The 20,932-nt window shown below is 37.9% G+C and carries 16 protein-coding genes and 3 pseudogenes; 13 read left to right on the forward strand and 6 right to left on the reverse strand.

Translation table 11 applies throughout. The annotated features are described in order from the left end of the window. The first annotated feature begins 30 nt into the window (after positions 1-30). From BQ7352_RS06015 to BQ7352_RS06030, 4 genes are all read left to right on the forward strand, one after another. Positions 31-273, forward strand: coding sequence for a hypothetical protein (locus BQ7352_RS06015; RefSeq protein ID WP_072447844.1), 243 nt, complete (start codon positions 31-33; stop codon positions 271-273). Between the two features lie 12 nt (positions 274-285). Further along, positions 286-1,404: a peptide chain release factor 2 gene (prfB, locus tag BQ7352_RS06020; protein WP_072447846.1), complete on the forward strand. Its 1,119-nt coding sequence runs from the start codon at positions 286-288 to the stop codon at positions 1,402-1,404. 76 nt (positions 1,405-1,480) lie between these two features. Then, the gene (locus BQ7352_RS06025) at positions 1,481-1,924 is read left to right on the forward strand and encodes an ACT domain-containing protein (protein WP_072448635.1); all 444 of its coding nucleotides are present in this window, start codon (positions 1,481-1,483) and stop codon (positions 1,922-1,924) included. A 14-nt stretch (positions 1,925-1,938) separates the two neighbouring features. Next, the gene (locus BQ7352_RS06030) at positions 1,939-3,135 is read left to right on the forward strand and encodes a cofactor-independent phosphoglycerate mutase (RefSeq protein ID WP_072447848.1); all 1,197 of its coding nucleotides are present in this window, start codon (positions 1,939-1,941) and stop codon (positions 3,133-3,135) included. A gap of 218 nt (positions 3,136-3,353) precedes the next feature. Here BQ7352_RS06030 and BQ7352_RS06035 read toward each other — a convergent pair whose 3' ends face one another. Beyond that, positions 3,354-4,127 (reverse strand): DUF975 family protein, encoded by a 774-nt coding sequence (locus BQ7352_RS06035; RefSeq protein ID WP_072447850.1) that lies wholly within the window; start codon positions 4,125-4,127, stop codon positions 3,354-3,356. A 100-nt stretch (positions 4,128-4,227) separates the two neighbouring features. On the opposite strand from BQ7352_RS06035, the gene BQ7352_RS06040 reads away from it, so the two are divergent. Beyond that, a complete protein-coding gene (locus BQ7352_RS06040) occupies positions 4,228-4,629 on the forward strand; it encodes a DUF2752 domain-containing protein (RefSeq protein WP_242948539.1) in 402 nt (133 codons plus the stop codon). Between the two features lie 38 nt (positions 4,630-4,667). Here the strand turns inward: BQ7352_RS06040 and BQ7352_RS06045 are convergent, their stop codons facing one another. Further along, positions 4,668-5,225, reverse strand: a complete 558-nt coding sequence (locus BQ7352_RS06045) for a DUF4190 domain-containing protein (protein ID WP_072447854.1) — start codon at positions 5,223-5,225, stop codon at positions 4,668-4,670. Positions 5,226-5,454: 229 nt separating this feature from the next. Between BQ7352_RS06045 and BQ7352_RS06050 the strand changes: the two genes are divergently transcribed. The 4 genes from BQ7352_RS06050 (at position 5,455) to guaA (ending at position 11,248) form a co-directional block, all read left to right on the forward strand. Further along, positions 5,455-7,599, forward strand: coding sequence for a Tex family protein (locus BQ7352_RS06050; RefSeq protein WP_072447856.1), 2,145 nt, complete (start codon positions 5,455-5,457; stop codon positions 7,597-7,599). Positions 7,600-7,617: 18 nt separating this feature from the next. Further along, positions 7,618-9,423, forward strand: coding sequence for an aminopeptidase P family protein (locus BQ7352_RS06055; RefSeq protein ID WP_072447858.1), 1,806 nt, complete (start codon positions 7,618-7,620; stop codon positions 9,421-9,423). An 11-nt stretch (positions 9,424-9,434) separates the two neighbouring features. Next, complete coding sequence (locus BQ7352_RS06060) at positions 9,435-9,875, forward strand: MarR family winged helix-turn-helix transcriptional regulator (RefSeq protein ID WP_072447860.1); 441 nt, start codon at positions 9,435-9,437, stop codon at positions 9,873-9,875. An 80-nt stretch (positions 9,876-9,955) separates the two neighbouring features. Next, complete coding sequence (gene guaA, locus BQ7352_RS06065; protein WP_072447862.1) at positions 9,956-11,248, forward strand: glutamine-hydrolyzing GMP synthase; 1,293 nt, start codon at positions 9,956-9,958, stop codon at positions 11,246-11,248. 225 nt (positions 11,249-11,473) lie between these two features. Here guaA and BQ7352_RS06070 read toward each other — a convergent pair. Next, a pseudogene (locus BQ7352_RS06070) lies at positions 11,474-11,836 on the reverse strand (helix-turn-helix domain-containing protein); the annotation flags it as partial. Between BQ7352_RS06070 and BQ7352_RS06075 the strand changes: the two are divergent. The 3 genes and pseudogenes from BQ7352_RS06075 to BQ7352_RS06085 form a co-directional block, all read left to right on the forward strand. Continuing rightward, positions 11,836-12,049, forward strand: a pseudogene (locus BQ7352_RS06075) (transposase domain-containing protein); the annotation flags it as partial. The pseudogenes BQ7352_RS06070 and BQ7352_RS06075 overlap by 1 nt on opposite strands. Before the next feature lie 42 nt (positions 12,050-12,091). Further along, positions 12,092-12,733: pseudogene (locus tag BQ7352_RS06080) on the forward strand (transposase); the annotation flags it as partial. Between the two features lie 546 nt (positions 12,734-13,279). Continuing rightward, positions 13,280-14,866 (forward strand): AAA family ATPase, encoded by a 1,587-nt coding sequence (locus BQ7352_RS06085; RefSeq protein WP_072447867.1) that lies wholly within the window; start codon positions 13,280-13,282, stop codon positions 14,864-14,866. Between the two features lie 51 nt (positions 14,867-14,917). On the opposite strand, the gene BQ7352_RS06090 is transcribed toward BQ7352_RS06085, so the two are convergent. The 3 genes from BQ7352_RS06090 to BQ7352_RS06100 are packed head-to-tail and all read right to left on the reverse strand — an operon-like array spanning position 14,918 to position 19,425. Beyond that, a complete protein-coding gene (locus BQ7352_RS06090) occupies positions 14,918-16,333 on the reverse strand; it encodes a sensor histidine kinase (protein WP_072447869.1) in 1,416 nt (471 codons plus the stop codon). Then, positions 16,330-17,034 carry a response regulator transcription factor gene (locus BQ7352_RS06095; protein WP_072447871.1) on the reverse strand — a complete coding sequence of 235 codons (705 nt, stop codon included), beginning with the start codon at positions 17,032-17,034 and terminating at the stop codon, positions 16,330-16,332. The genes BQ7352_RS06090 and BQ7352_RS06095 overlap by 4 nt, the downstream gene beginning before the upstream one ends. A 12-nt stretch (positions 17,035-17,046) precedes the next feature. Further along, on the reverse strand, positions 17,047-19,425 hold the full coding sequence (locus BQ7352_RS06100) for an endonuclease MutS2 (protein ID WP_072447873.1): 2,379 nt from the start codon (positions 19,423-19,425) through the stop codon (positions 17,047-17,049). A gap of 223 nt (positions 19,426-19,648) precedes the next feature. Here BQ7352_RS06100 and BQ7352_RS06105 point away from each other — a divergent pair, with 223 nt between their 5' ends. After that, positions 19,649-20,923, forward strand: a complete 1,275-nt coding sequence (locus BQ7352_RS06105; RefSeq protein WP_072447875.1) for a S1C family serine protease — start codon at positions 19,649-19,651, stop codon at positions 20,921-20,923. Positions 20,924-20,932 lie beyond the last annotated feature (9 nt).

The following is a 20,932-nucleotide window of genomic DNA, read 5'->3' on the forward strand; positions in this document are numbered from 1 at the left end:
TGTCCTATGCAATAAAGGAGGTATAATGTTATGGGACAGATGGTAGATTTTACCATGGAAAGAGAAGGGCTTGTAAAAGAAGGGGACAGAGTGGAACTAAAAGAAGATCAGGCACTTACAATGTCCGGTATGATGTATTATTATACGATAAAACCGGCAGTAGCAATGTCCAGTAATTTAAAGAAACCATTAAAAACATTGAGGGGAACCGTGGTGAAAGTAGAGCCACAAGTAAGTATTTATATGGTTACAGTGGAAATTGATGAGGAATAGGAGGAAAAAGCTTTGGTAGAATTGGATCAGTTTAAGTATACATTAAATAATTATACAGAGCCTTTAAGAGAGGTGAAAGACTCTCTTGATTTAGAGAATAAGGAAAAACGAGTAGAAGAGCTGGAAAGAGAAATGGAAGCTCCGGGATTTTGGGATAATGCAGAGCGTTCTCAGAAGATGATGAAGGAATTGAGCGCTTTAAAAGGAGATATGGAAATTTACCATAAACTGCAAAATCAGAAAGAAGAAATTGAACTGATGATTGAAATGGGATATGAGGAAAATGATCCTTCTGTTATCCCGGATATTCAGGAAATGTTAGATGAATTTATACAGGATTTTGAGCATATTCGAATTAAAACACTGTTGTCAGGAGAGTATGATAAGGATAATGCTATTGTTACTCTTCATGCAGGGGCAGGAGGAACAGAGTCCTGTGACTGGGCAAGTATGCTGTATCGTATGTATCTGCGCTGGGCAGACAGACAGGGATTTACTACAGAAGTGCTGGATTATTTGGATGGAGAAGAAGCGGGAATTAAGTCTGTTACTTTTCAGGTAAATGGAGAAAATGCCTATGGATATTTAAAGTCAGAAAAGGGTGTTCACCGTTTAGTTCGAATTTCACCTTTTAATGCGGCAGGAAAGCGCCAGACTTCTTTTGTGTCCTGTGATGTTATGCCGGATATCGAGGAAGATGTGGATGTGGAGATTAATCCTGATGACTTGAAAATTGACACTTATCGTTCCAGTGGTGCCGGCGGACAGCATATTAATAAAACATCTTCTGCAGTACGTATTACCCATCTTCCGACCGGGATTGTGGTACAGTGCCAGAATGAGCGTTCTCAGTTCCAGAACAAGGATAAGGCAATGCAGATGTTAAAGGCAAAACTGTATCTTTTAAAACAGCAGGAAAATGAAAAGAAACTCTCCGGTATTCAGGGCGAGCTTACAGAAATTGGATGGGGAAATCAAATCCGTTCTTATGTTATGCAGCCATACACTATGGTAAAAGACCATCGTACAAATGAAGAGTCAGGAAATGTAGATGCGGTAATGAATGGAAATATTGACAACTTTATCAATGCCTATTTGAAATGGATTGCTTTGGGAAAAACAGAAAAATAGTTGCCTGCTACAGAAAAATGTGATAATATCTTTTGAAGACGCACAAATGTATTTTTGGAAAGAACAAGGGAAAAATATGAAAGATAGCAGAAGATATTTTGTAGTAACAGAAAAAGCTGTACCGGATGTATTATTAAAAGTAGTAGAAGCAAAAAGGCTTTTGGATATTCAGCAATATGCCACCGTTCAGGAGGCAGTGGAAGCAGTGGGCATTAGCAGAAGTTCTTTTTACAAGTATAAGGATGATATTTTCCCATTTAAGGAAAAGACAAAAGGGCATAACATAACATTTATCATTCAGATGGATGATGAACCGGGACTTTTATCAGCGGTGTTGCGGGCAATTGCACAGTTTCACGGAAATATTTTGACTATTCATCAGAGTATTCCTATGAACGGAATTGCCAGCCTTACCTTAAGTGTAGCAATTTCTGCTGTAGAGGGAGATGCTGCAGCAATGATGGAAAATATTGAGCATATTAGTGGTGTACATTATTTGAAGATTTTAGGCAGAGAATAAGAAGGAGTGAAGGTATGAAGTATGTTGTGGTACTAGGCGATGGTATGGCAGATGAACCTTTGGAAACGCTGGGAGGAAAGACACCTTTGGCTTTTGCTAAGACACCTGTGATGGATTTACTGGCAAAAAATGGTGAGATAGGAATGGCCAGAACCGTACCGGAAGGAATGAGTCCGGGAAGTGATACCGCAAATTTATCCATTATGGGATATGATCCTCAAATCTATTATTCGGGACGTTCTCCATTGGAGGCATTGAATATTGGAGTCAGCATGGAAGACGGAGATGTGGCAATCCGTGCCAATCTGGTAACTCTTTCTGAAGAAGAGGAAAGTTATGAGGAAAGGCATCTTTTAGATCACAGTGCAGATGAAATCTGTACAGAGGATGCAGCATCTTTACTGGCAGCAGTAAAAGAAGAGTTGGAGAATACAGAATTTCGATTTTATACAGGAACCAGTTACCGCCATTGTTTGATTTGGAAAGAGGGGAAAGTTGTACCATTGACACCTCCTCATGATATAAGGGGAAGAGAAATCAGGGAATATTTACCGGAAGAAGAGCTGTTGCTGGCTATGCAGAAAGAAAGTTACAAAATATTGGTAAATCATCCCATTAATCAGAAGAGGAGAGAAAAAGGATTAAATCCGGCAAACAGCCTGTGGTTTTGGGGAGCGGGAACAAAGCCATCCTTATCTTCTTTTGAAGGAAAATTCCACAAAAAAGGTGTGATGATATCTGCAGTAGATTTGTTAAAAGGAATTGCTGTAGGAACCGGAATGAAAAATATTTTTGTAGAAGGTGCAAATGGAGGACTTCATACAAATTATGAAGGAAAAGCGCAGGCTGCTCTTGATGCACTTTTGAAAGATGGGTATGATTTTGCCTATATTCATGTGGAAGCACCAGATGAAATGGGGCATCAGGGAAGCGTAGAAAAGAAGATACAGGCAATTGAATATCTGGACGAAAGAGTGATTAAACTTGTAAAAGAAGGTTTGGACCAGTCAGGGGAAGACTATCGACTTTTGATTTTACCGGATCATCCTACACCTATAAGCGTAAAGACACATACAGCAAATCCTGTTCCTTATTTATTGTATGATAGTCGGAAACGAGAAGAAACAGGTGGCTTTTATAATGAGGAAGCAGGCGCTTCTTTAGAACCGGTAAAAGGACATGAGCTTTTAAAAATTTTATTTGAAGAATAGAAATTCGATATTTTGATGTGGATTTCAAAATATTATTGTGGTGGAAGAGTTATAAAAAGAGATGTCGCATTTAAGTGCATATCCTGAATATCTATACATTTTACGCTCAGTCGCGTTTTCTTTGAGCTTATAATCTCAAAGAATGCTCGACAAATTCGCTAAAAGTGTATAAATATTTGAGGATAATGTTTAAAGCGACATCTCCTTTTTATGTTTACTTAAAAATCAGTCTCATTTTGGTTAGAATTTTGTTCGATTGTCATTGCCGGAATTTCATTGGTTGTTGTGTTGTCCGGTGTATTTAATTCGCCAATGATATCACGATAAAAGTTTGCCATAGTCATATCTATATATGGAATAAGCCATATAAATCCGATATAACAAGTCAGTACAGAAAGAAATGCCAAAGGGAGAAAACTAAGGGTAATGTAAAGATATCTGCCTTTATTTCCTTTCATCAGACGGATACTTTCTTTTATGGAGTCTATAGCACCCATTTCAGGATGATCAAGTAAAAGATAGGTAGTAAGTCCTAAAAATAAGTCAATGATTACAGTGATTACAATATCAAATAAAGAGAAAAATATAATAAAAGAAGCTGGAATATTGCTGTTCATTGACATAACCATAACAGGCATACCTGTAACAAAACTAATTGCAACGATTACTAAGCCGACAATTAAAAAGCGGTCTGCGTTATGATGAAAAACATACAGCATATCTTTCATAGAAAAGGCCTCTTTTCTACTGATGTTTAAAGCCATTTTTGTAATTCCGGCTGCAAACAGTGAGATAAATAGTGAAACGGCATAGGAAAGAAATTCACTGGTTATCACGCCAACGGTAGTGGTTGAGTCAGAAAAAAATGAAGTAAGAAAAATAACAACAAAACCTGCTATACCAAGAATTAAATTAGCTGCCATGGGAAGCCCCCAGTTGCCGTCTAAATCCTTTCTTGCAAAGGCTTTTAATTGCGCTGATGTATGTTTCATAAAAATCCCTCCTCGTCATAGAGCAAATATGTGGTATAATCATTATAACATAGTACATGGAGAATACAATAAAATTATGAAGAAAAGCAGGGATTTTAGATTGGAAAAGAATATATATGAAGCAGGTCTTTTTTTATTATTGGCGGGAATTATTCTGGTAGTAATAAAGGGGATTTTTGCGGCAGATTTTGCTTTGCCACCTTGTCTTTTTCACAAATGGACCGGTTATTATTGTCCCGGTTGCGGGGGGACAAGAGCGGTAAAAGCGTTGCTCAGAGGTGATGTGATAAGTTCTTTTTTCTATCATCCTGTAGTATTATATGGAGCTGTTTTGTATAGTTGGTATATGATTTCTCACACCATTCAATACTTATCAAAGAACAGGCTGCGTATTGGTATGCCCTATACGGAAAAGTATTTATATGTAGCGGTTATTATTATTCTTGTACAGTGTGTTTTTAAGAATGCAGTGAAAATAATATGGGGAATTGACCTGATATAAACAGGTAAATTCCCCATGAAAGTACATAATATATGAGTTTATATAAAGTTACCGCCATTGTCAGTTTCCGGCTGCTGGAAAATTTCCGGTGGAAGTTCGAATTCCTCAAAATTTTCATAATAGTCCGGAGAATTTTCGTAATCCCGGCTGTCTGTGTTTGTATCATCGTTAAATTCGTACAGATATTTTTCTAAGAAGTTATATAAATCTTCGTCACTTACATTGTCATCTGTAAGAATGTTAATGTAATCGCTCAAAAAGGAGCTGCCTTCCGGTGAAAGAAGAAATGCTGAACATAAAAAGATTAAAAATGCACTCATAATTGCCAGCGTACTGGCAGAAAGAGCCAGACCGGCTTTGGCACTACCGGAACGGGCACGATGTCCTTTTGACAGGCAGGAAAAAAGAATTCCAAGACTAGATATAATAAAAAGTAAAGGCGGTGCACAGCAGAGGAAGATAAGAGAGAGTATTCCCATGATTAAAGAAGCTGTGGCAAAACCGTTGTTTCCCTGATAAAGAGAGGGAGTAGGGGGAATTGGTTCTTGTGGTGGAACAGGCTGATAAGGCTGTTCATTATTATATGGATTTTCCATAGGCCAGACCTCATTTCTTTTGAATAATAATAAAGTTATTTTATCATGTATTATTTTGTCAGGCAACAAGTTTAGAGTCAGGTCAGTGAAAATTTTATTGCAGGAGGCAATTTGGAATGTTTTTAGCGCATTATGGGGAATGGGGGAAGGAGTAACAATTTCTTGACAAATTCCTTACAGATTGATAAGGTTGTAAGGTGATAATAGTGAAAAGAGAAAGGACAGTTATATGGATATTATACAGATTATAACTCAGGAATTAAATGTAGAAAAATGGCAGGTAGAAGCTGCTGTTTCATTAATAGATGAGGGGAACACCATACCGTTTATTTCCCGTTACCGTAAAGAAGCAACAGGGGCTTTAAATGATGAACAGCTTCGTACTTTATTTGAACGTCTTACTTATCTGAGAAACCTGGAAGATAAGAAGAAACAGGTTCTTTCAAGTATTGAAGAGCAGGGCAAATTAACAGAGGAATTAAAGAAACAGATTTTAGAAGCCCAGACCTTGGTAGTAGTAGAAGATTTATATCGTCCGTACAGACCAAAGAGAAGAACCAGAGCTACTATTGCAAAAGAAAAAGGTTTGGAAGCATTGGCAAATATTGTGCTTCTTCAGATGACAGAGAAAAGCATTGAGGAAGAAGCAGAGGCTTTTGTTTCTGAGGAAAAAGAAGTAAAAAATGTAAAAGAGGCCATTGCCGGAGCTATGGATATTGTGGCAGAAAGTATTTCTGATGAAGCAGATTACCGTATGCGTATTCGTGAAATGACAATGAAACAGGGACAACTTATTTCCACTGCTAAAAAACCAGAAGAAACAACGGTTTATGAGATGTATTATGACTATGAAGAACCTGTATCAAAGGTGGCCGGACATAGAATTCTGGCTATTAATCGAGGAGAAAAAGAAAAAATTCTGACTGTGAAAGTTTCAGCACCGGAGGAAGATATTCTTCGCTATCTGGAAAAGCAGGTAATTACAAAAGAGAATAAAAATACTTCTCCTGTGTTGAAAGCGGCAGTAGAAGACAGTTACAGACGTCTGATTGCGCCGGCTATTGAAAGGGAAATCAGAAATGATTTGACAGAAAAAGCAGAGGACGGGGCAATTAAAGTATTTAAGAAAAATCTGGAACAGCTTTTAATGCAGCCTCCAATTGTAGGTCAGGTTGTATTGGGATGGGACCCTGCTTTCCGTACAGGATGTAAACTCGCAGTTGTTGACGCTACAGGAAAAGTACTGGATACAACCGTTATTTATCCTACTGCTCCGACTACACCGGCGAAAATTGCAGCAGCAAAAGAGACTTTAAAGAAGCTTATTGAGAAATATAATATTACGCTGTTTTCTGTTGGGAATGGTACTGCCAGCAGGGAGTCTGAGCAGATAATCGTAGAACTTTTAAAGGAAATTCCACAGAAGGTGCAGTATGTTATTACGAATGAAGCAGGTGCTTCTGTTTATTCCGCAAGTAAACTGGCAACAGAAGAATTCCCGAATTTTGATGTAGGACAGAGAAGTGCAGCATCTATTGCAAGAAGATTGCAGGATCCATTGGCAGAGTTAGTTAAAATTGATCCAAAATCCATTGGAGTTGGTCAGTATCAGCATGATATGAACCAGAAAAAACTTGGAGAAGCTCTTTCCGGTGTAGTAGAAGACTGTGTAAACAAAGTTGGTGTAGACTTAAATACAGCTTCAGTTTCTCTTCTGGAATATGTATCCGGTATCAGCAAAGCCATTGCGAAAAATATTGTTATTTACCGAGAAGAAAATGGAGAATTTAAAGATAGAAAAGAACTTTTAAAAGTCGCAAAATTAGGACCAAAAGCCTTTGAACAGTGCGCCGGTTTCCTGCGTATTCGTGGAGGTAAAAATCCTCTGGATGCTACCAGTGTGCATCCGGAAAGTTACTCTGCAGCAGAGAAATTCTTAGAAAGTATGGGAATGAAATCAGAAGATATTTTCAATGGGCAGCAAGTGTACTTTGTAAAAGATTATGCACAGCAGGCAGCAAAACTGGGTGTTGGGGAAATGACATTAAGAGATATTGTCAAAGAGCTGACAAAACCGGGACGCGACCCACGTGAAGAAATGCCCAAGCCAATTCTTCGTACCGATGTTTTAGATATGAAAGATTTAAAAGAAGGAATGGTATTAAAGGGAACTGTTCGAAATGTCATTGATTTCGGAGCATTTGTAGATATCGGTGTACATCAGGACGGTTTGGTGCATATTTCCGAAATGACAGAACGTTACATTAAACATCCTCTGGAAGCAGTAAGTGTCGGTGATGTAGTAGACGTTAAAGTTCTGGGTGTTGATATGAAGAAAAAGAGAATTTCCCTTACTATGAAAGGGATTAAATAAAGAAAGGAAGCGCTTAACATGAACGTTAATCAGGAACGAATTGCAAAATTGCAGGAAAAAATGCAGGCGGCAGATATGGATATGTATCTGGTGCCTACAGCAGATTTTCACCAGTCAGAATATGTAGGAACTTATTTTAAGGTAAGAGCATGGTTATCCGGATTTTCCGGTTCTGCGGGAACTCTTCTTGTTACAAAAGATAATGCTTATCTTTGGACTGATGGAAGATACTTTATTCAAGCAGCAAAACAGCTGGAAGGTACAGGGGTAACTCTTATGAAAATGGGGGAAGAAGGTGTTCCCACTGTAGAAGAATTTATTCAAGAAAACTTACCAATGCATGGCTGTCTGGGATGTGACGGAAGAACGATTCATGTGGCAGAAGGAAAAGATTTTGAAAATCTGGCGAATAAAAAAGAAGGCAGATTTGAGTATGAAGATGATTTGGCAGGAGAAATTTGGACAGACAGACCAGAGATGTCAAAAGAACCTGTCTATACTTTAGACGTAAAATATGCAGGAAAATCCAGAGAAGAAAAAATTCAAGATGTAAGAACTGCCATGCAGGAAGCAGGAGCAAATGTCCACATTATCAGCAGTATGGACGATATTGTGTGGCTTCTGAATATCCGTGGAAATGATATTATTTACAATCCGGTAGTGATGTCTTATGTAATGGTGACTATGGAGCAGGTTCACTTCTATGTACAGCAGGAAGCAGTATCTGCACAGGTAAGAGCAGAACTGGAAAAAGCAGGAGTAGTACTTCATGATTATTTTTCAATTTACGAAGATGTAAAAGCATTGGCAGCTGACAGCAATGTGATGATAGAAGATGCATGTACAAATTATACCTTGTATAAAAATATTCCGGCAAATGTTACTGTTACTTTTAAAAGTAATCCGGCAGCCATTATGAAAGGCTGTAAAAACGAAGTAGAGATGGAGAATATCAGAATTGCTCATATTAAAGATGCCAAGGCAATGTGCAGATTTATCTACTGGTTTAAAAATAATGTAAAGAGCGGGGAAATTACAGAGTATAGTGCTGCAGAGAAAAGTCTTGAATTTAGAAAAGAGGATCCGGACTGTCTGGATTTAAGTTTTGAAACAATCTGCGCTTACGAGGCAAATGCGGCAATGTGCCACTATGCACCTACAGAAACAGAATACGCAAAGGTAGAGCCAAAAGGTTTCTTCCTCATTGACTCCGGCGCTCAGTACTGGCAGGGAACAACAGATATTACAAGAACCATTGCAGCAGGAGAACTGACACAGGAACAGAAAGAAAACTTTACGCTGGTACTTCAGGGCCACATCCGCCTTGCTATGGCAAAATTCCAGTACGGATGCAGCGGCGCCAATTTAGACGTATTGGCAAGAGGTCCTCTCTGGGAAAGAGCCATGGATTTTAACCATGGAACAGGACATGGTGTGGGATATTTGCTGAACGTTCATGAAGGCCCTCAGAATATCAACTGGAGAATGCGCGCTAACGGAAGACGTGGAAACACAACACCTTTGGAAGAAGGCATGCTTACATCAGATGAACCGGGTCTGTATTTAGAAGGAAAATATGGTATTCGTACAGAAAATCTTCTTCTCTGCCAAAAAGCAGAAAAGAATGGATACGGACAGTTTATGGAATTCGAAAATATGACATGGGTTCCTTATGAAAGAGAAGCAATTTTACCGGAAATGCTCACAAAATCAGAGTTGGCATGGCTGAATGCATACCATCAGAAAGTGTATGAAATTGTAGGACCAATGCTTTGTGAAGAAGAGCGTCAATGGCTGAAAGAGGTAACAGCTGAAATTAAGTAAAGGAAAAGAATATGAAGAGCCACAAGGAAGATACAGGGAGATTGATTAATATAGTTTCTCATCAGTTAAAGAGGAAAATTACGCTTTCTTCGGATGATAGATGTGGACTTACTAACATGCAGAACAGGGTGCTTCATTTTATTCTACTCAGGACTTTAGAAGTTCCGGTTTATCAGAAAGATATTGAAAAAGAATTTGATATACGGAAGTCAACAGCAACGGAAATTTTAAAGCTCATGGAGAAAAATGGTTTTATTTACAGGGAGTGTTCTAAGGAAGATGCCCGAATGAAAGAAATTATTCCCACAGAAAAAGCATTGACCATGCAAAAAGAAGTTGTAAGGAACATTCAAAGGGTGGAAGAAAAGTTAAAAGAGGGAATACCTCCCTGTGAATATCAGGTTTGTATTGATGTTCTGAAAAAAATGATAGAAAATTTAATGGATGAATAGTAAGTTCCTGATGATTTTTGTCATTTTAAGAGGTATAATAAAGATACATTTAGATTTCAAATGTCAAAGGAGAGAATACCATGAAACAGGATATGATTGTAATTCTGGATTTAGGCAGCACTGAAAATACAGTAATTGCCAGAGAAATTCGAGAACTGGGTGTGTACAGTGAAATTCATCCCCATGATATTACAGTGGAAGAACTTCAGGCACTGGATAATGTAAAAGGTATTATTTTAAATGGTGGTGAAAACAGAGTTGTAGATGGTGTGGAAGTAGAAGTAAGACCTGAACTTTATACTTTAGGATATCCTATGATTTCTGTTGACTATCCGGCTTCAAAATGTGAAAAACAGTTTAAAGAACTCCCTGATAAGGAAATTTTAAAACAGTTTGTATTTGAAGAATGTAAGGCAGAAGCAAACTGGAATATGAAAAATTTTATCGAAGATCAGGTAGAACTTATCCGCAAACAGGTAGGTGATAGAAAGGTTTTACTGGCATTATCCGGTGGTGTGGACTCTTCTGTTGTAGCTGCTATGTTGATCAAAGCCATTGGACAGCAGCTTGTATGTGTTCATGTAAATCATGGTTTAATGCGTAAAAATGAGTCTGAAAGTGTTGTGAAAATCTTTAGAGACGAGCTTCACGCAAATCTGATTTATGTAGATGCCACAGAAAGATTTTTAGGAAAATTGGAAAATGTAGCTGATCCGGAAGAAAAACGTAAAATCATCGGCGGTGAATTCATTCGTGTATTTGAGGAAGAAGCCAGAAAACTGGAAGGTATTGATTTCTTAGGTCAGGGAACGATTTATCCAGATATTATTGAAAGCGGAACAAAGACAGCGAAATGCGTGAAGTCCCATCATAACGTAGGCGGTCTGCCGGAAGACTTACAGTTTGAATTGGTAGAACCTTTGAAACAGCTTTTTAAAGATGAAGTTCGTGCCTGCGGTATTGAACTGGGCTTGCCTCACGATATGGTTTATCGTCAGCCATTCCCGGGACCGGGACTTGGCGTAAGATGCCTCGGCGCAATTACAAGAGACAGACTGGAAGCCGTAAGAGAGTCTGACGCAATTTTAAGAGAAGAATTTGCAAAAGCAGGTCTGGATAAGAAAGTTTGGCAGTATTTTACAGTTGTGCCGGACTTTAAAGCTGTTGGAGTAAGAGATAATGCAAGAAGCATGGGGTATATGGTAGTAATTCGTGCCGTTAATACCATTGATGCCATGACGGCAAGCATTGAAAGAGTTGATTATGAGGTTCTGGAAAAAATCTGCGCCAGAATTACAGCGGAAGTTCCAAGTGTAAGCAGAGTGTGTTATGAGCTTACACCGAAGCCGGTGGCGACCATAGAATTCGAATAAGTTGGAGTATCGTAAAAAGCCAGTGTTTATGCGGGTTTGCGGCACTTCAAGAAGTCTTTTGATAACAAATTGATAACAGTTGCATAAGAGCCATTATTCTTGTAATCCGGTGGTTTTATGGTTAGAGAATGATTGACAGGCGTTTGTGCAACAAATAAATCCATATTATAAACTAAGCCCTTAGCTGTGGGTATGAAACTCATGGCTAAGGGCTTTTTGTCGTCTTTATTTATCTGGTTTGAGTTGGTCTTTGAACATTTCAACTAAAGCGTCACTAAGTTCCTGTGATGGCACTTTCGCCCATCTCTGTGTGGTATCGAACTTTGGATAGTGGTAACGCCAGTTATCGTATTCTTCCTTACTGATTTCTTCGGAAGATAACTTGTCCGCCTGTTCTTTCCAAGCATAGAGCATTTTCAGTAGTTCGTGAGCGTCTTTCCCTTTGTCCTTGTTGACTTTCAGACAGACTTCTCCGTCTGCTTCGCTGACAGTCAGACCATATAAATCTTCAAGAGTAAACAAAGTATGCATCAGTCCGATATAGCTGTCAATGTCGGGTACATCGAGGGCATGAGGGGAAACATCAAGTAGAGATGGCCAAGGCAAATGGAGTAAATGTCTATCACTATTTAACCTATCTTCTGGAAAAGCTGCTAGATGATAGTATGAGTGACAATGAATTAGATCAACTTGCTCCATGGAATGAAAAGGTAAAAGCTGAGATAGGGCGTCGAGCAGAAAACTCAAATCAATAATAAATCATATGTGAATTATCAAGGTATTCCGGTTGCTGAAAAGTAGCCGGATATTTTTCTATCAACGGCTGAAATCTAAGCGCTTACCAAGTATCAAAAAATCATTGCAGATGCCGGATATGAAAGCGAAGAGAATTATGTGTTCCTGGATCAAAATCAGCAGCTGTCATTTATTAAACCATCGAATTATGAAATATCAAAAATGAGAATTTATAAAAATGACATTGGCCGTATAGAAAATATGGATTACGATAAAAAAAGTGATTCTTATATTTGTAAAAGTGGGAAACAGCTGTCGTTTACACATGTCCGACGTTCTAAATCTAAAACCGGATATGTCAGTGAAAAAACCATTTATCGATGTGAGGAATGTAAAGATTGCCCTTACAAGAAAGAATGTATCAAAGGGAACAACTGTAAAACACCAATAGAAGAACGAAACAAAGTCCTTTCTGTAGCAAAAACATTTCTGAAATATCGGGAAGAAGATTTGGAACGAATTCTTTCTGACGAAGGAATTCTTCTCAGAATCAACAGAAGCATCCAGGCAGAGGGATCTTTTGGTGAGATGAAAAAGGATATGCTGTTTCGCAGATATTTGAGTCGTGGCACATCAAATGTTCTTGCCGAAAGTGTTTTGCTTGCAATGGCAAAAAATGTAAACAAACTTCATAACAAGATACAAAAAGGGAAAACAGGAACACATTTATTTCTTTTGAAGAGTGCATAAATTTAGAAAATCCAAAATTTTTTAAAACTCCGATTTTGGACTGTATTAAAGTATGGCTTTTTTACGAAAAAGCTGCCATTTCAGTAGAAACAGAGCAACTATATAGAAAAAATCAAGAAAAAGGAAGCTGCCGCTTCACGATTTACTAATCGTTAAAGCGACAGCCCCGTAAAATTTTTCTTAAAACTTACAAAAAAAATTTGGCAAACCCGAAAAATTCGGAGTAAAATGGTTCTTCTGTAATTATTCATTTTGAGTTTCCAATGGAATTATTTTTGTGATAAGATATTGGTATTAAATAAAGGTGGTAAATGATAATGAATGATTCGTTGAAGTCAGATATGTTTTTCCTAAGTGAATTGTTGTTAATTACATCTGTTGGACATGATGGTCGATCTATTCATATTAAAATGCCATTCAAAACACATTCTTCCAAATGTCCAGAGTGTAGTTGAACCATTTATCCCTGTGTTTGTAGTTTTAATTTTTATATGTTATACTTATATCATAAATATCTTTATTTTGTAATGGAAGGGGGAACATCCAATGGGAAGATTTGTGAATCCGGGAAATGAAGCATTTCAGGTTGCGTTAAATTCGGAAATATATGTAGATAAAACTGGACTAATTGAATATACAAATCGTGTAATGGATACAAAACAGGCTTTAATATGTAATAGTCGTCCCCGTAGGTTTGGTAAATCTACAACAGCAGATATGCTGACTGCGTATTATAGTTGTGGATGTGATTCGGAGCAGATGTTTGCCAAAACAGAAATTGGCAAAGCAGAAGATTTTAAAAAATATCTTAATAAATTTGACGTAATAAGGTTGGACATTCAATGGTTTCTAGCACTTTCCAAACCGATAAATACTATAGTAGATAAAATAGAAGAGAGTGTTATTAAAGAATTGAGGGAGTATTATCCCAATGAATTACAGAATATGAACCCTTCATTGGCAGAGGTACTTAGTAGTATTAATGAATTCACAGGTAAAAAATTTATTATTATTATTGATGAGTGGGATGTGCTGGTTCGTGATGAAGCTGAAGATATGAAAGTCCAAACTTTATATATTGATTTCCTTAGAACTTTATTCAAAGGAAATCATCCAACAGAATTTTTACATCTTGCTTATTTGACAGGCATTCTTCCAATGAAAAAAATTAAAACACAGTCTGCATTGAATAATTTTGAGGAATTTACAATGCTGGAACCTGATATGTTGTCTTCTTTTATAGGTTTCACAGAAAGCGAAGTACAAAAACTTTGTATTCGTTACAATAGAAACTTTGAAGATGTTAAGCGTTGGTATGATGGATATGTATTAGGAGAATATCATGTATATAATCCTAAGGCAGTCGTTAGCGTAATGGAGCGAGGGGTATTCCGAAGTTATTGGTCAAAAACGGGAACTTATGAGTCTATTTTGCCACTTATTAATATGAATTTTGACGGATTAAAAACTGCAATTATTCAAATGATTTCGGGGACAATGGTAAGAGTTAACATCAACACGTTTCAGAACGATATGGTATCTTTTAAGAACAAAGATGATGTAATTACCCTATTAATTCATCTTGGTTATTTAGCTTATGATTGGAAGAAAAAGGCAGCATATATTCCTAATGAGGAAATTCGCCAGGAATTTTTGCTGGCGACTCAAGAGGAAAGGTGGAACGAGTTAATAGATTTCCAAAGAGAATCAAAAAAATTATTGGAGGCTACTTTGGATATGGATTGTGAGACAGTTGCAGAGGGAATTGAAAAAATTCACACACAATTTGCATCTACTATTCAGTATAATGACGAAAATTCTCTTAGTAGTGTACTTACAATTGCATATTTGTCAGCAATGGAATATTATTTTATACCAATAAGGGAAATGCCAACAGGAAGAGGCTTTGCAGATTATGTATTTCTGCCAAAACCAGAATATTCGGGTGAAATGCCAGCCTTACTTGTAGAACTGAAATGGAATAAAAAGGTTGTGACAGCATTGCAGCAAATTAAGGATAAACAATATGTGCAGGCAGTTTCTAATTATACAGGAAATATTTTATTGGTCGCAATTGCATACAATAAAAAGAGCAAAGAGCATGAGTGTATAATTGAAGAATGTCAACTTTAAAAGCTAAAAAACAAGAGGATTACAGTATGTTTTGCCATAATCCTCTTGTTTTTAGTTTCGGTTAGCACTTCTTTGAAGTGTAAAGATGAATTCTGTCCCTACACCTTCTGTGCTGACTACATTAATATTCTGTTTATGTGAATTAATAATTTCTTTGACAATAGCAAGACCCAGTCCGGTTCCCTTTCGGTCTTTTCCCCTGGAGGTATCAATTTTATAAAAGCGGTCCCAAATTTTAGTAAGACTTTCTTTGGGAATTCCGCATCCTGTATCTTTTACGGAAATAAATACAGTTTCATGTTTTAAAGTGGATTCCACTTTAATCATAGAGTCAGGCGAACTGAATTTAATGGCATTGTCAATGAGGTTGTATAATACCTGCTGAATTTGTCCCATGTCAGCGTGAACGAACAAAGTCTGACCTGTAAGGAAAAGCTCAATGGAAATGCGCTTATCACGACAAATCCCTTCAAAAGCTTCTGCAGTAGTCTTAATGGTGCGGTTGATGTCAAAATCTGAGTAGTCAAGCTGCCGCCCTTTTTCATCTAAATTATTTAAAGTCAGCATACTCTGTGTCAGTTTGTACAGTCGGTCTGTTTCGTATACAACAATTTTTAGATATTTATTCTGCATTTCAGGCGGAATGGTGCCATCTAAAATAGCTTCCGTATAGCCCTTGATGGAGGTAAGAGGAGAGCGGAAATCATGGGAAACATTAGAAATAAATTTTCTCTGATAGTTTCCTGTCATGTCTAGTTCGTCAGACATATAATTTAAAGTCATTGCCAGATATCCCAATTCGTCTTCCTTGTCCAGAGGAATATTGTACTTTAGATTTCCAGAGGCAAATGTATTTGCCCCTTGAATAATTTTTTTTAAAGGTCGGTTAATCATAAAGTAAAATACAGGAATAATGAGTAACATAATTCCCAAAAACAGAAGAAATAAGATGTAAACGGTGTTTAACAGGTTATCTCGCTGTTGATATACAGAGGACATGGGTAAATGCATGGCAATATAGCCTTTTACATGCATATTGACTGTGACCGGAACCATAACACTTAATTGGTCTTCATGGAAATAATCAAAAAATCTTCCTATTTGATAATAAGAGCCGCTGGACTTACCCGGATTGAAATCTTTTAATGTTGGAAAATCTTCTGTGATAAATTTTCGGGAGGTATTCATCAAGATTTCACCTTTTGGATTGATCAGCCAGATTTCTTCGTTGTCATAAACAGCAGAACAGAGCGCTTCATAAAATTCTGCGGGGGTATCTGTTTCCCGGTAGTATTTTACAGCACGCTGTCCGGCTATTTTTGATGCTTCTCTATATAGTCGTCCGCTATATACACTTTCTACATGATCCTCTACCAAGTCTGTACCAACCAGAGAAATTGCAGTAAATCCTAAAATTCCCAGAAATACCATAGCGATTATAAATTTTGCAAAAAGAAATTTTTTCATTTGTTTTTGACCTCAAATTTATAGCCAATGCCCCATACAGTGGAAAGCGCCCAGGCCGGATGGTCTTTGATTTTTTCCCTGAGACGTTTAATATGCACGTCAACAGTACGAGTATCGCCAATATATTCATATCCCCAGATATGGTCCAGAAGCTGTTCCCTTGTAAACACCTGATTAGGAGAAGAAGCCAGAAAATAAAGAAGTTCCAGCTCTTTCGGCGGCATATCCAGCTGTTTGCCATAGTAGATAACGGAATAATTGGTCAGGTTAATGGCTAAATCAGGATATTCCACATATTTTCCTGATGGTTGTGTTGCAGGGGCTACATTTGGCTGATATCGTCTTAATACAGCTTTAACTCTGGCAACCAGTTCCTTAGAGTCAAAGGGTTTAATAATGTAGTCATCTGCACCCAGTTCCAGTCCCAATACTTTGTCAAAGATTTCTCCTTTGGCAGAAAGCATGATAATGGGAACGTTGGACTTCTGACGAATTTCTCTGCATACCTGATAACCATCAATACCCGGAAGCATTAAATCCAGCAGAATGAGGTTGGGAGCAAAGGTGGAGAAAGCATTTAAAGCAGCTTCTCCGTCATTGACAATGTGGGTATCAAAACATTCTTTTGTCAGATACAGAGAAATCAATTCCGCAATATTGTTGTCATCGTCTACAATAAGAATTTTCTGTTTAGTTACCATGTATACTCCCCCTTATTTTTTAAATTCTACGATTGTAACACCGGCATCACCTTCACCGAATTCTGCCAGATGAAAATCTTTTACATATTTTAAGCGCTTTAAATAGTTATGTACACCTTTTCGAAGAGCACCGGTTCCTTTTCCGTGAACCACACGAACACTGTTTAAATGAGCCAGATAAGCATCATCCAGATATTTGTCCAGTTCAGCAATCGCTTCATCCACGGTTTTACCCAGAAGGTTAATTTCTGTGCGGATGGAGGCAGATTTGCTCATACGTATTTTGCCGGCACCGGTACGCTGGAGTGACGGTGCAGTGATAACCGGTTCGTCAATTAATTGTAAATCAGATAAATGAACCTTGGAACGAAGAATTCCCATCTGTACAAAGACCATTCCCTTTGCATCCGGTTTGGAGCTGATAGTTCCTTTTACATTTAAACTCAGTACTTTTACTGCATCACCAAGAGAAATATCTTTGGCAGTAAGTGTGGATTTTTTCTTTTCAGGAGTTTTAAGAGCCATTTTTTTACCGGTTTGATCCATTTTTTTACGCAGTTCAGAGCGTTTTTGCTCTAGTTCTTTTGCAGACATAGAGTCTTTTCCGGCTTTGTTGAAAATTTTCATAGTCTGATCCGCATATTCCTTAGCTTCTCTTAAAATACGATGGGCTTCTTCATTGGCATCACGGAGAATTTTCTCTTTTCGCTGCTCCAGTTTATCTTGTTTTTCTTCCAGCTGTTTTTTCAAACTTTCAATTTCTGTTTTATAACGGGCAATTTCTGCTTCTTCGGCCTCGATGGTTTTTCGGCTTTGCTCTAAAGTTGATAAAACATCTTCAAAAGATTCGTCTTCCTGGCTGATTTGTTCTTTTGCCTTATCAATAATATAAGAAGGCAGTCCCAGTTTTCCGGAAATGGCAAAGGCATTACTTTTTCCGGGAATACCAATGAGGAGACGATAAGTAGGACGCAAAGTTTCTACATCAAATTCACAGGAAGCATTCTCAACACCATGAGTAGAGAGGGCGTATATTTTTAGCTCGCTGTAATGAGTTGTTGCCATTGTGCGTATTCCCTGAGAATGAAGGTGAGACAGAATAGCAATGGCAAGAGCAGCGCCTTCTGTCGGGTCTGTTCCTGCGCCTAATTCGTCAAAGAGAACCAGAGAGTCACGGTCTGCTTTTTCAATAAAGCGTACCACGTTTGTCATGTGGGAAGAAAAAGTACTTAAAGATTGTTCGATACTTTGTTCATCACCAATATCAGCGTAAACTTCTTTGAAAATACTCAGGCGTGAATTGTCAAAAGCAGGAATGTGCAGCCCTGACTGTCCCATGAGTGTTAAAAGACCAATAGTTTTTAAAGAAACCGTTTTACCACCGGTGTTTGGACCTGTTACTACTAAAAGGTCAAAGTCTTCACCCAGACGAACATCAATGGGAACGACTTTGTGTTTGTCAATTAGTGGGTGGCGGGCTTTCTTTAAATCAATAATTCCTTCTGTGTTAAAGCGAGGTTCTGTAGCATTTTGAGATTTCGCCAAAAGTGCTCTGGCAAAGATAAAATCAAGCTGTGTCATAATCTTCAGATTATCTTCAATTGCTTCCAGATTTTCTGTTGCGTATTGGCTTAGATTAGAGAGAATAATTTCAATTTCAGCTTGTTCTTTCACTTCCAGTTCTCTTAAATCATTATTTAGTTTTACAATAGCCATAGGCTCTACAAAGACAGTGGAGCCTGTAGAAGACTGGTCGTGAATCATGCCTGGAACCTGTCCTTTATGCTCTGCTTTTACAGGAATACAGTACCGCCCATTTCGCATGGTAACAACGGCATCCTGCAGATAAGTTCTGGCAGAACCGCTGACGTAAGAAGAAAGCTGACTGTGGATTTTATCATTGGTATTCTTCATAGAACGGCGGATTTGCTTTAATCCGGCGCTGGCATCATCTGCAATTTCTTCTTCTGACAGAATACATCTGCGGATTTCTAAAGCAAGGGGTGTTAAAGGCTGAAGAATTTCAAACATGCTGTCTAAAGAGTCCTGGTTTTCCTCTGCGTTTTCTCTTCTTGAATAGGCTTTTGCACGATTAGTATTTTCTAAAAGACTGCAAAGAGATAAAAGTTCTCCGGTTCCCAGCGTACTGCCAATTTCCAGACGTTTTAAAGAACCGCGTATATCTTTTACACCTCCAAAAGAAAGGGCACCTTTTTGGTAAACTCTTGCTAAAGCATCGGCAGTTTCTTGCTGCATGACTTCAATTTCATTTAAATTATCCAGAGGAGTCAGATTTCGGCACAAATTTTTTCCACAGGAAGATGTGGCGAAATTTTCTAACATCTGGATAATCTTACTATATTCTAAAGTTTTTAAAGCTTTTTCATTCATAAAAATCACCTTATCTAAATTCCATTCTTGTTGATAAAACATTTTCTCGTCAAGCCGTGGCTTGCCTGGTATAATAATTGCACATTGTGAAATTATTATACCTTATTTTACATTAAAATAAGAAGAAAGAAAAGGGAATGTATTAGATTTTTTTCTGTAATCTTCATGAAAAGTTCATAAACTTTTGTTATAATAAAACATAGTTTTATGTGGAGTGAGTGACATGGAGCAGAAGAAAAACGAAAATTCTTATGAATTTCTAAAAGAGACAATTAAAGAAAAACCTATTGACAAAAAGAAAGTCGGAAAGCACATTTTCTGCATTTTATTAGCCGGGTGTCTTTTTGGGCTGGCAGCGGCAGCAGCTTTTTCATTGACAGCCCCCAAAATTACCCAGAACATACAAAAGAAACAGGAGCAGTCACAGATACAGTTTCCATCAGACACGAAAAATGATGAGGAAAACACAGGCAGCAATACGCAGGAAGAAGAAAGCACTGCGCCTGCTTCTGAACCTGTAGTAGAGGAATTAACACCGGAGAAATACCAGAAGTTATTTGCAGATATTTTTGCCAAGGCTCAGATAGCAGAAAAATCTATGGTAAGGGTAATCGGAAGTAAAAATGATGAGGTGTGGTTTCAGACACCTTACGAGAGCGAAATTTCAGGTCTTCTGGTAGCAGAAAGCGGTCAGGAACTTTTTGTATTGACTGAATATAGAATTGTAGAAGATGTTGACAGGATACAGGTGGTATTCTGTGACGGAACGATTACAGATGCCAGATTTTTAAAAGGTGATAAGAATACGGGATTTGTTATTTTGAAAATTCCTAAATCCAGTATTTCGGCAGAAACAAGGGAAGCGATTACCATAGCGCCTTTAGGGGAGTCTTATGCAGTCAGTCAAGGAGAACCTGTTCTTGCAATTGGAAGCCCTATGGGGTATAGTGACTCTGTTGGGTATGGAATTGTTACATCAACCTGCAATACAGTATCCAAAACAGATGCAGAATATAGTCTTTTGACTACAGATATAGCAGGAAGCAGTCTGGGCAGCGGTGTTTTGCTGAATTTAGAAGGTGAGGTCATTGGATTGATTGCACAATCTTTTGCCAGAGAGGACACCCAAAATCTTGTGACAGGACTGGGTGTTTCGGAAGTAAAAGAAATGATCCAAATTTTATCAGATGAAACAAAAGATATTATTTATATGGGAATTACAGGAAAAAGTATTACCACAGATATCTCTGAAAAGAAGGGGATACCGGTAGGCGTTTTTGTAGAACAGGTGGAAGTGAATTCTCCGGCAATGCAGGTGGGAATTCAAAATGGTGATGTAATTATAGAGCTGAATGGTGAAAAAATAGAAACCGTAAAAGGCTACCAGCAGCAGCTGAAATCCTGTAAATCAGGAGAAACAATTAAAGTAAAAGCCATGCGTCAGGGAACAGAAGGATATGTGGAGGTAGACTTTGAGGTGACGCTTCAGGCAAGATAGGAAGGATAG

It is taken from the genome of Blautia sp. Marseille-P3201T, assembly GCF_900120295.1.
In the GTDB taxonomy this organism is placed as follows: domain Bacteria; phylum Bacillota; class Clostridia; order Lachnospirales; family Lachnospiraceae; genus Blautia.

Bases quoted from the DNA above. Each gene is read 5' to 3' on its own strand.
- BQ7352_RS06015 (WP_072447844.1), top strand. From the start codon at position 31: ATGGGACAGATGGTAGATTTTACCATGGAAAGAGAAGGGCTTGTAAAA.
- BQ7352_RS06025 (WP_072448635.1), top strand. From the start codon at position 1,481: ATGAAAGATAGCAGAAGATATTTTGTAGTAACAGAAAAAGCTGTACCG.
- BQ7352_RS06030 (WP_072447848.1), top strand. From the start codon at position 1,939: ATGAAGTATGTTGTGGTACTAGGCGATGGTATGGCAGATGAACCTTTG.
- BQ7352_RS06035 (WP_072447850.1), bottom strand. From the start codon at position 4,127: ATGAAACATACATCAGCGCAATTAAAAGCCTTTGCAAGAAAGGATTTA.
- BQ7352_RS06045 (WP_072447854.1), bottom strand. From the start codon at position 5,225: ATGGAAAATCCATATAATAATGAACAGCCTTATCAGCCTGTTCCACCA.
- BQ7352_RS06050 (WP_072447856.1), top strand. From the start codon at position 5,455: ATGGATATTATACAGATTATAACTCAGGAATTAAATGTAGAAAAATGG.
- BQ7352_RS06055 (WP_072447858.1), top strand. From the start codon at position 7,618: ATGAACGTTAATCAGGAACGAATTGCAAAATTGCAGGAAAAAATGCAG.
- BQ7352_RS06060 (WP_072447860.1), top strand. From the start codon at position 9,435: ATGAAGAGCCACAAGGAAGATACAGGGAGATTGATTAATATAGTTTCT.
- guaA (WP_072447862.1), top strand. From the start codon at position 9,956: ATGAAACAGGATATGATTGTAATTCTGGATTTAGGCAGCACTGAAAAT.
- BQ7352_RS06085 (WP_072447867.1), top strand. From the start codon at position 13,280: ATGGGAAGATTTGTGAATCCGGGAAATGAAGCATTTCAGGTTGCGTTA.
- BQ7352_RS06090 (WP_072447869.1), bottom strand. From the start codon at position 16,333: ATGAAAAAATTTCTTTTTGCAAAATTTATAATCGCTATGGTATTTCTG.
- BQ7352_RS06095 (WP_072447871.1), bottom strand. From the start codon at position 17,034: ATGGTAACTAAACAGAAAATTCTTATTGTAGACGATGACAACAATATT.
- BQ7352_RS06100 (WP_072447873.1), bottom strand. From the start codon at position 19,425: ATGAATGAAAAAGCTTTAAAAACTTTAGAATATAGTAAGATTATCCAG.
- BQ7352_RS06105 (WP_072447875.1), top strand. From the start codon at position 19,649: ATGGAGCAGAAGAAAAACGAAAATTCTTATGAATTTCTAAAAGAGACA.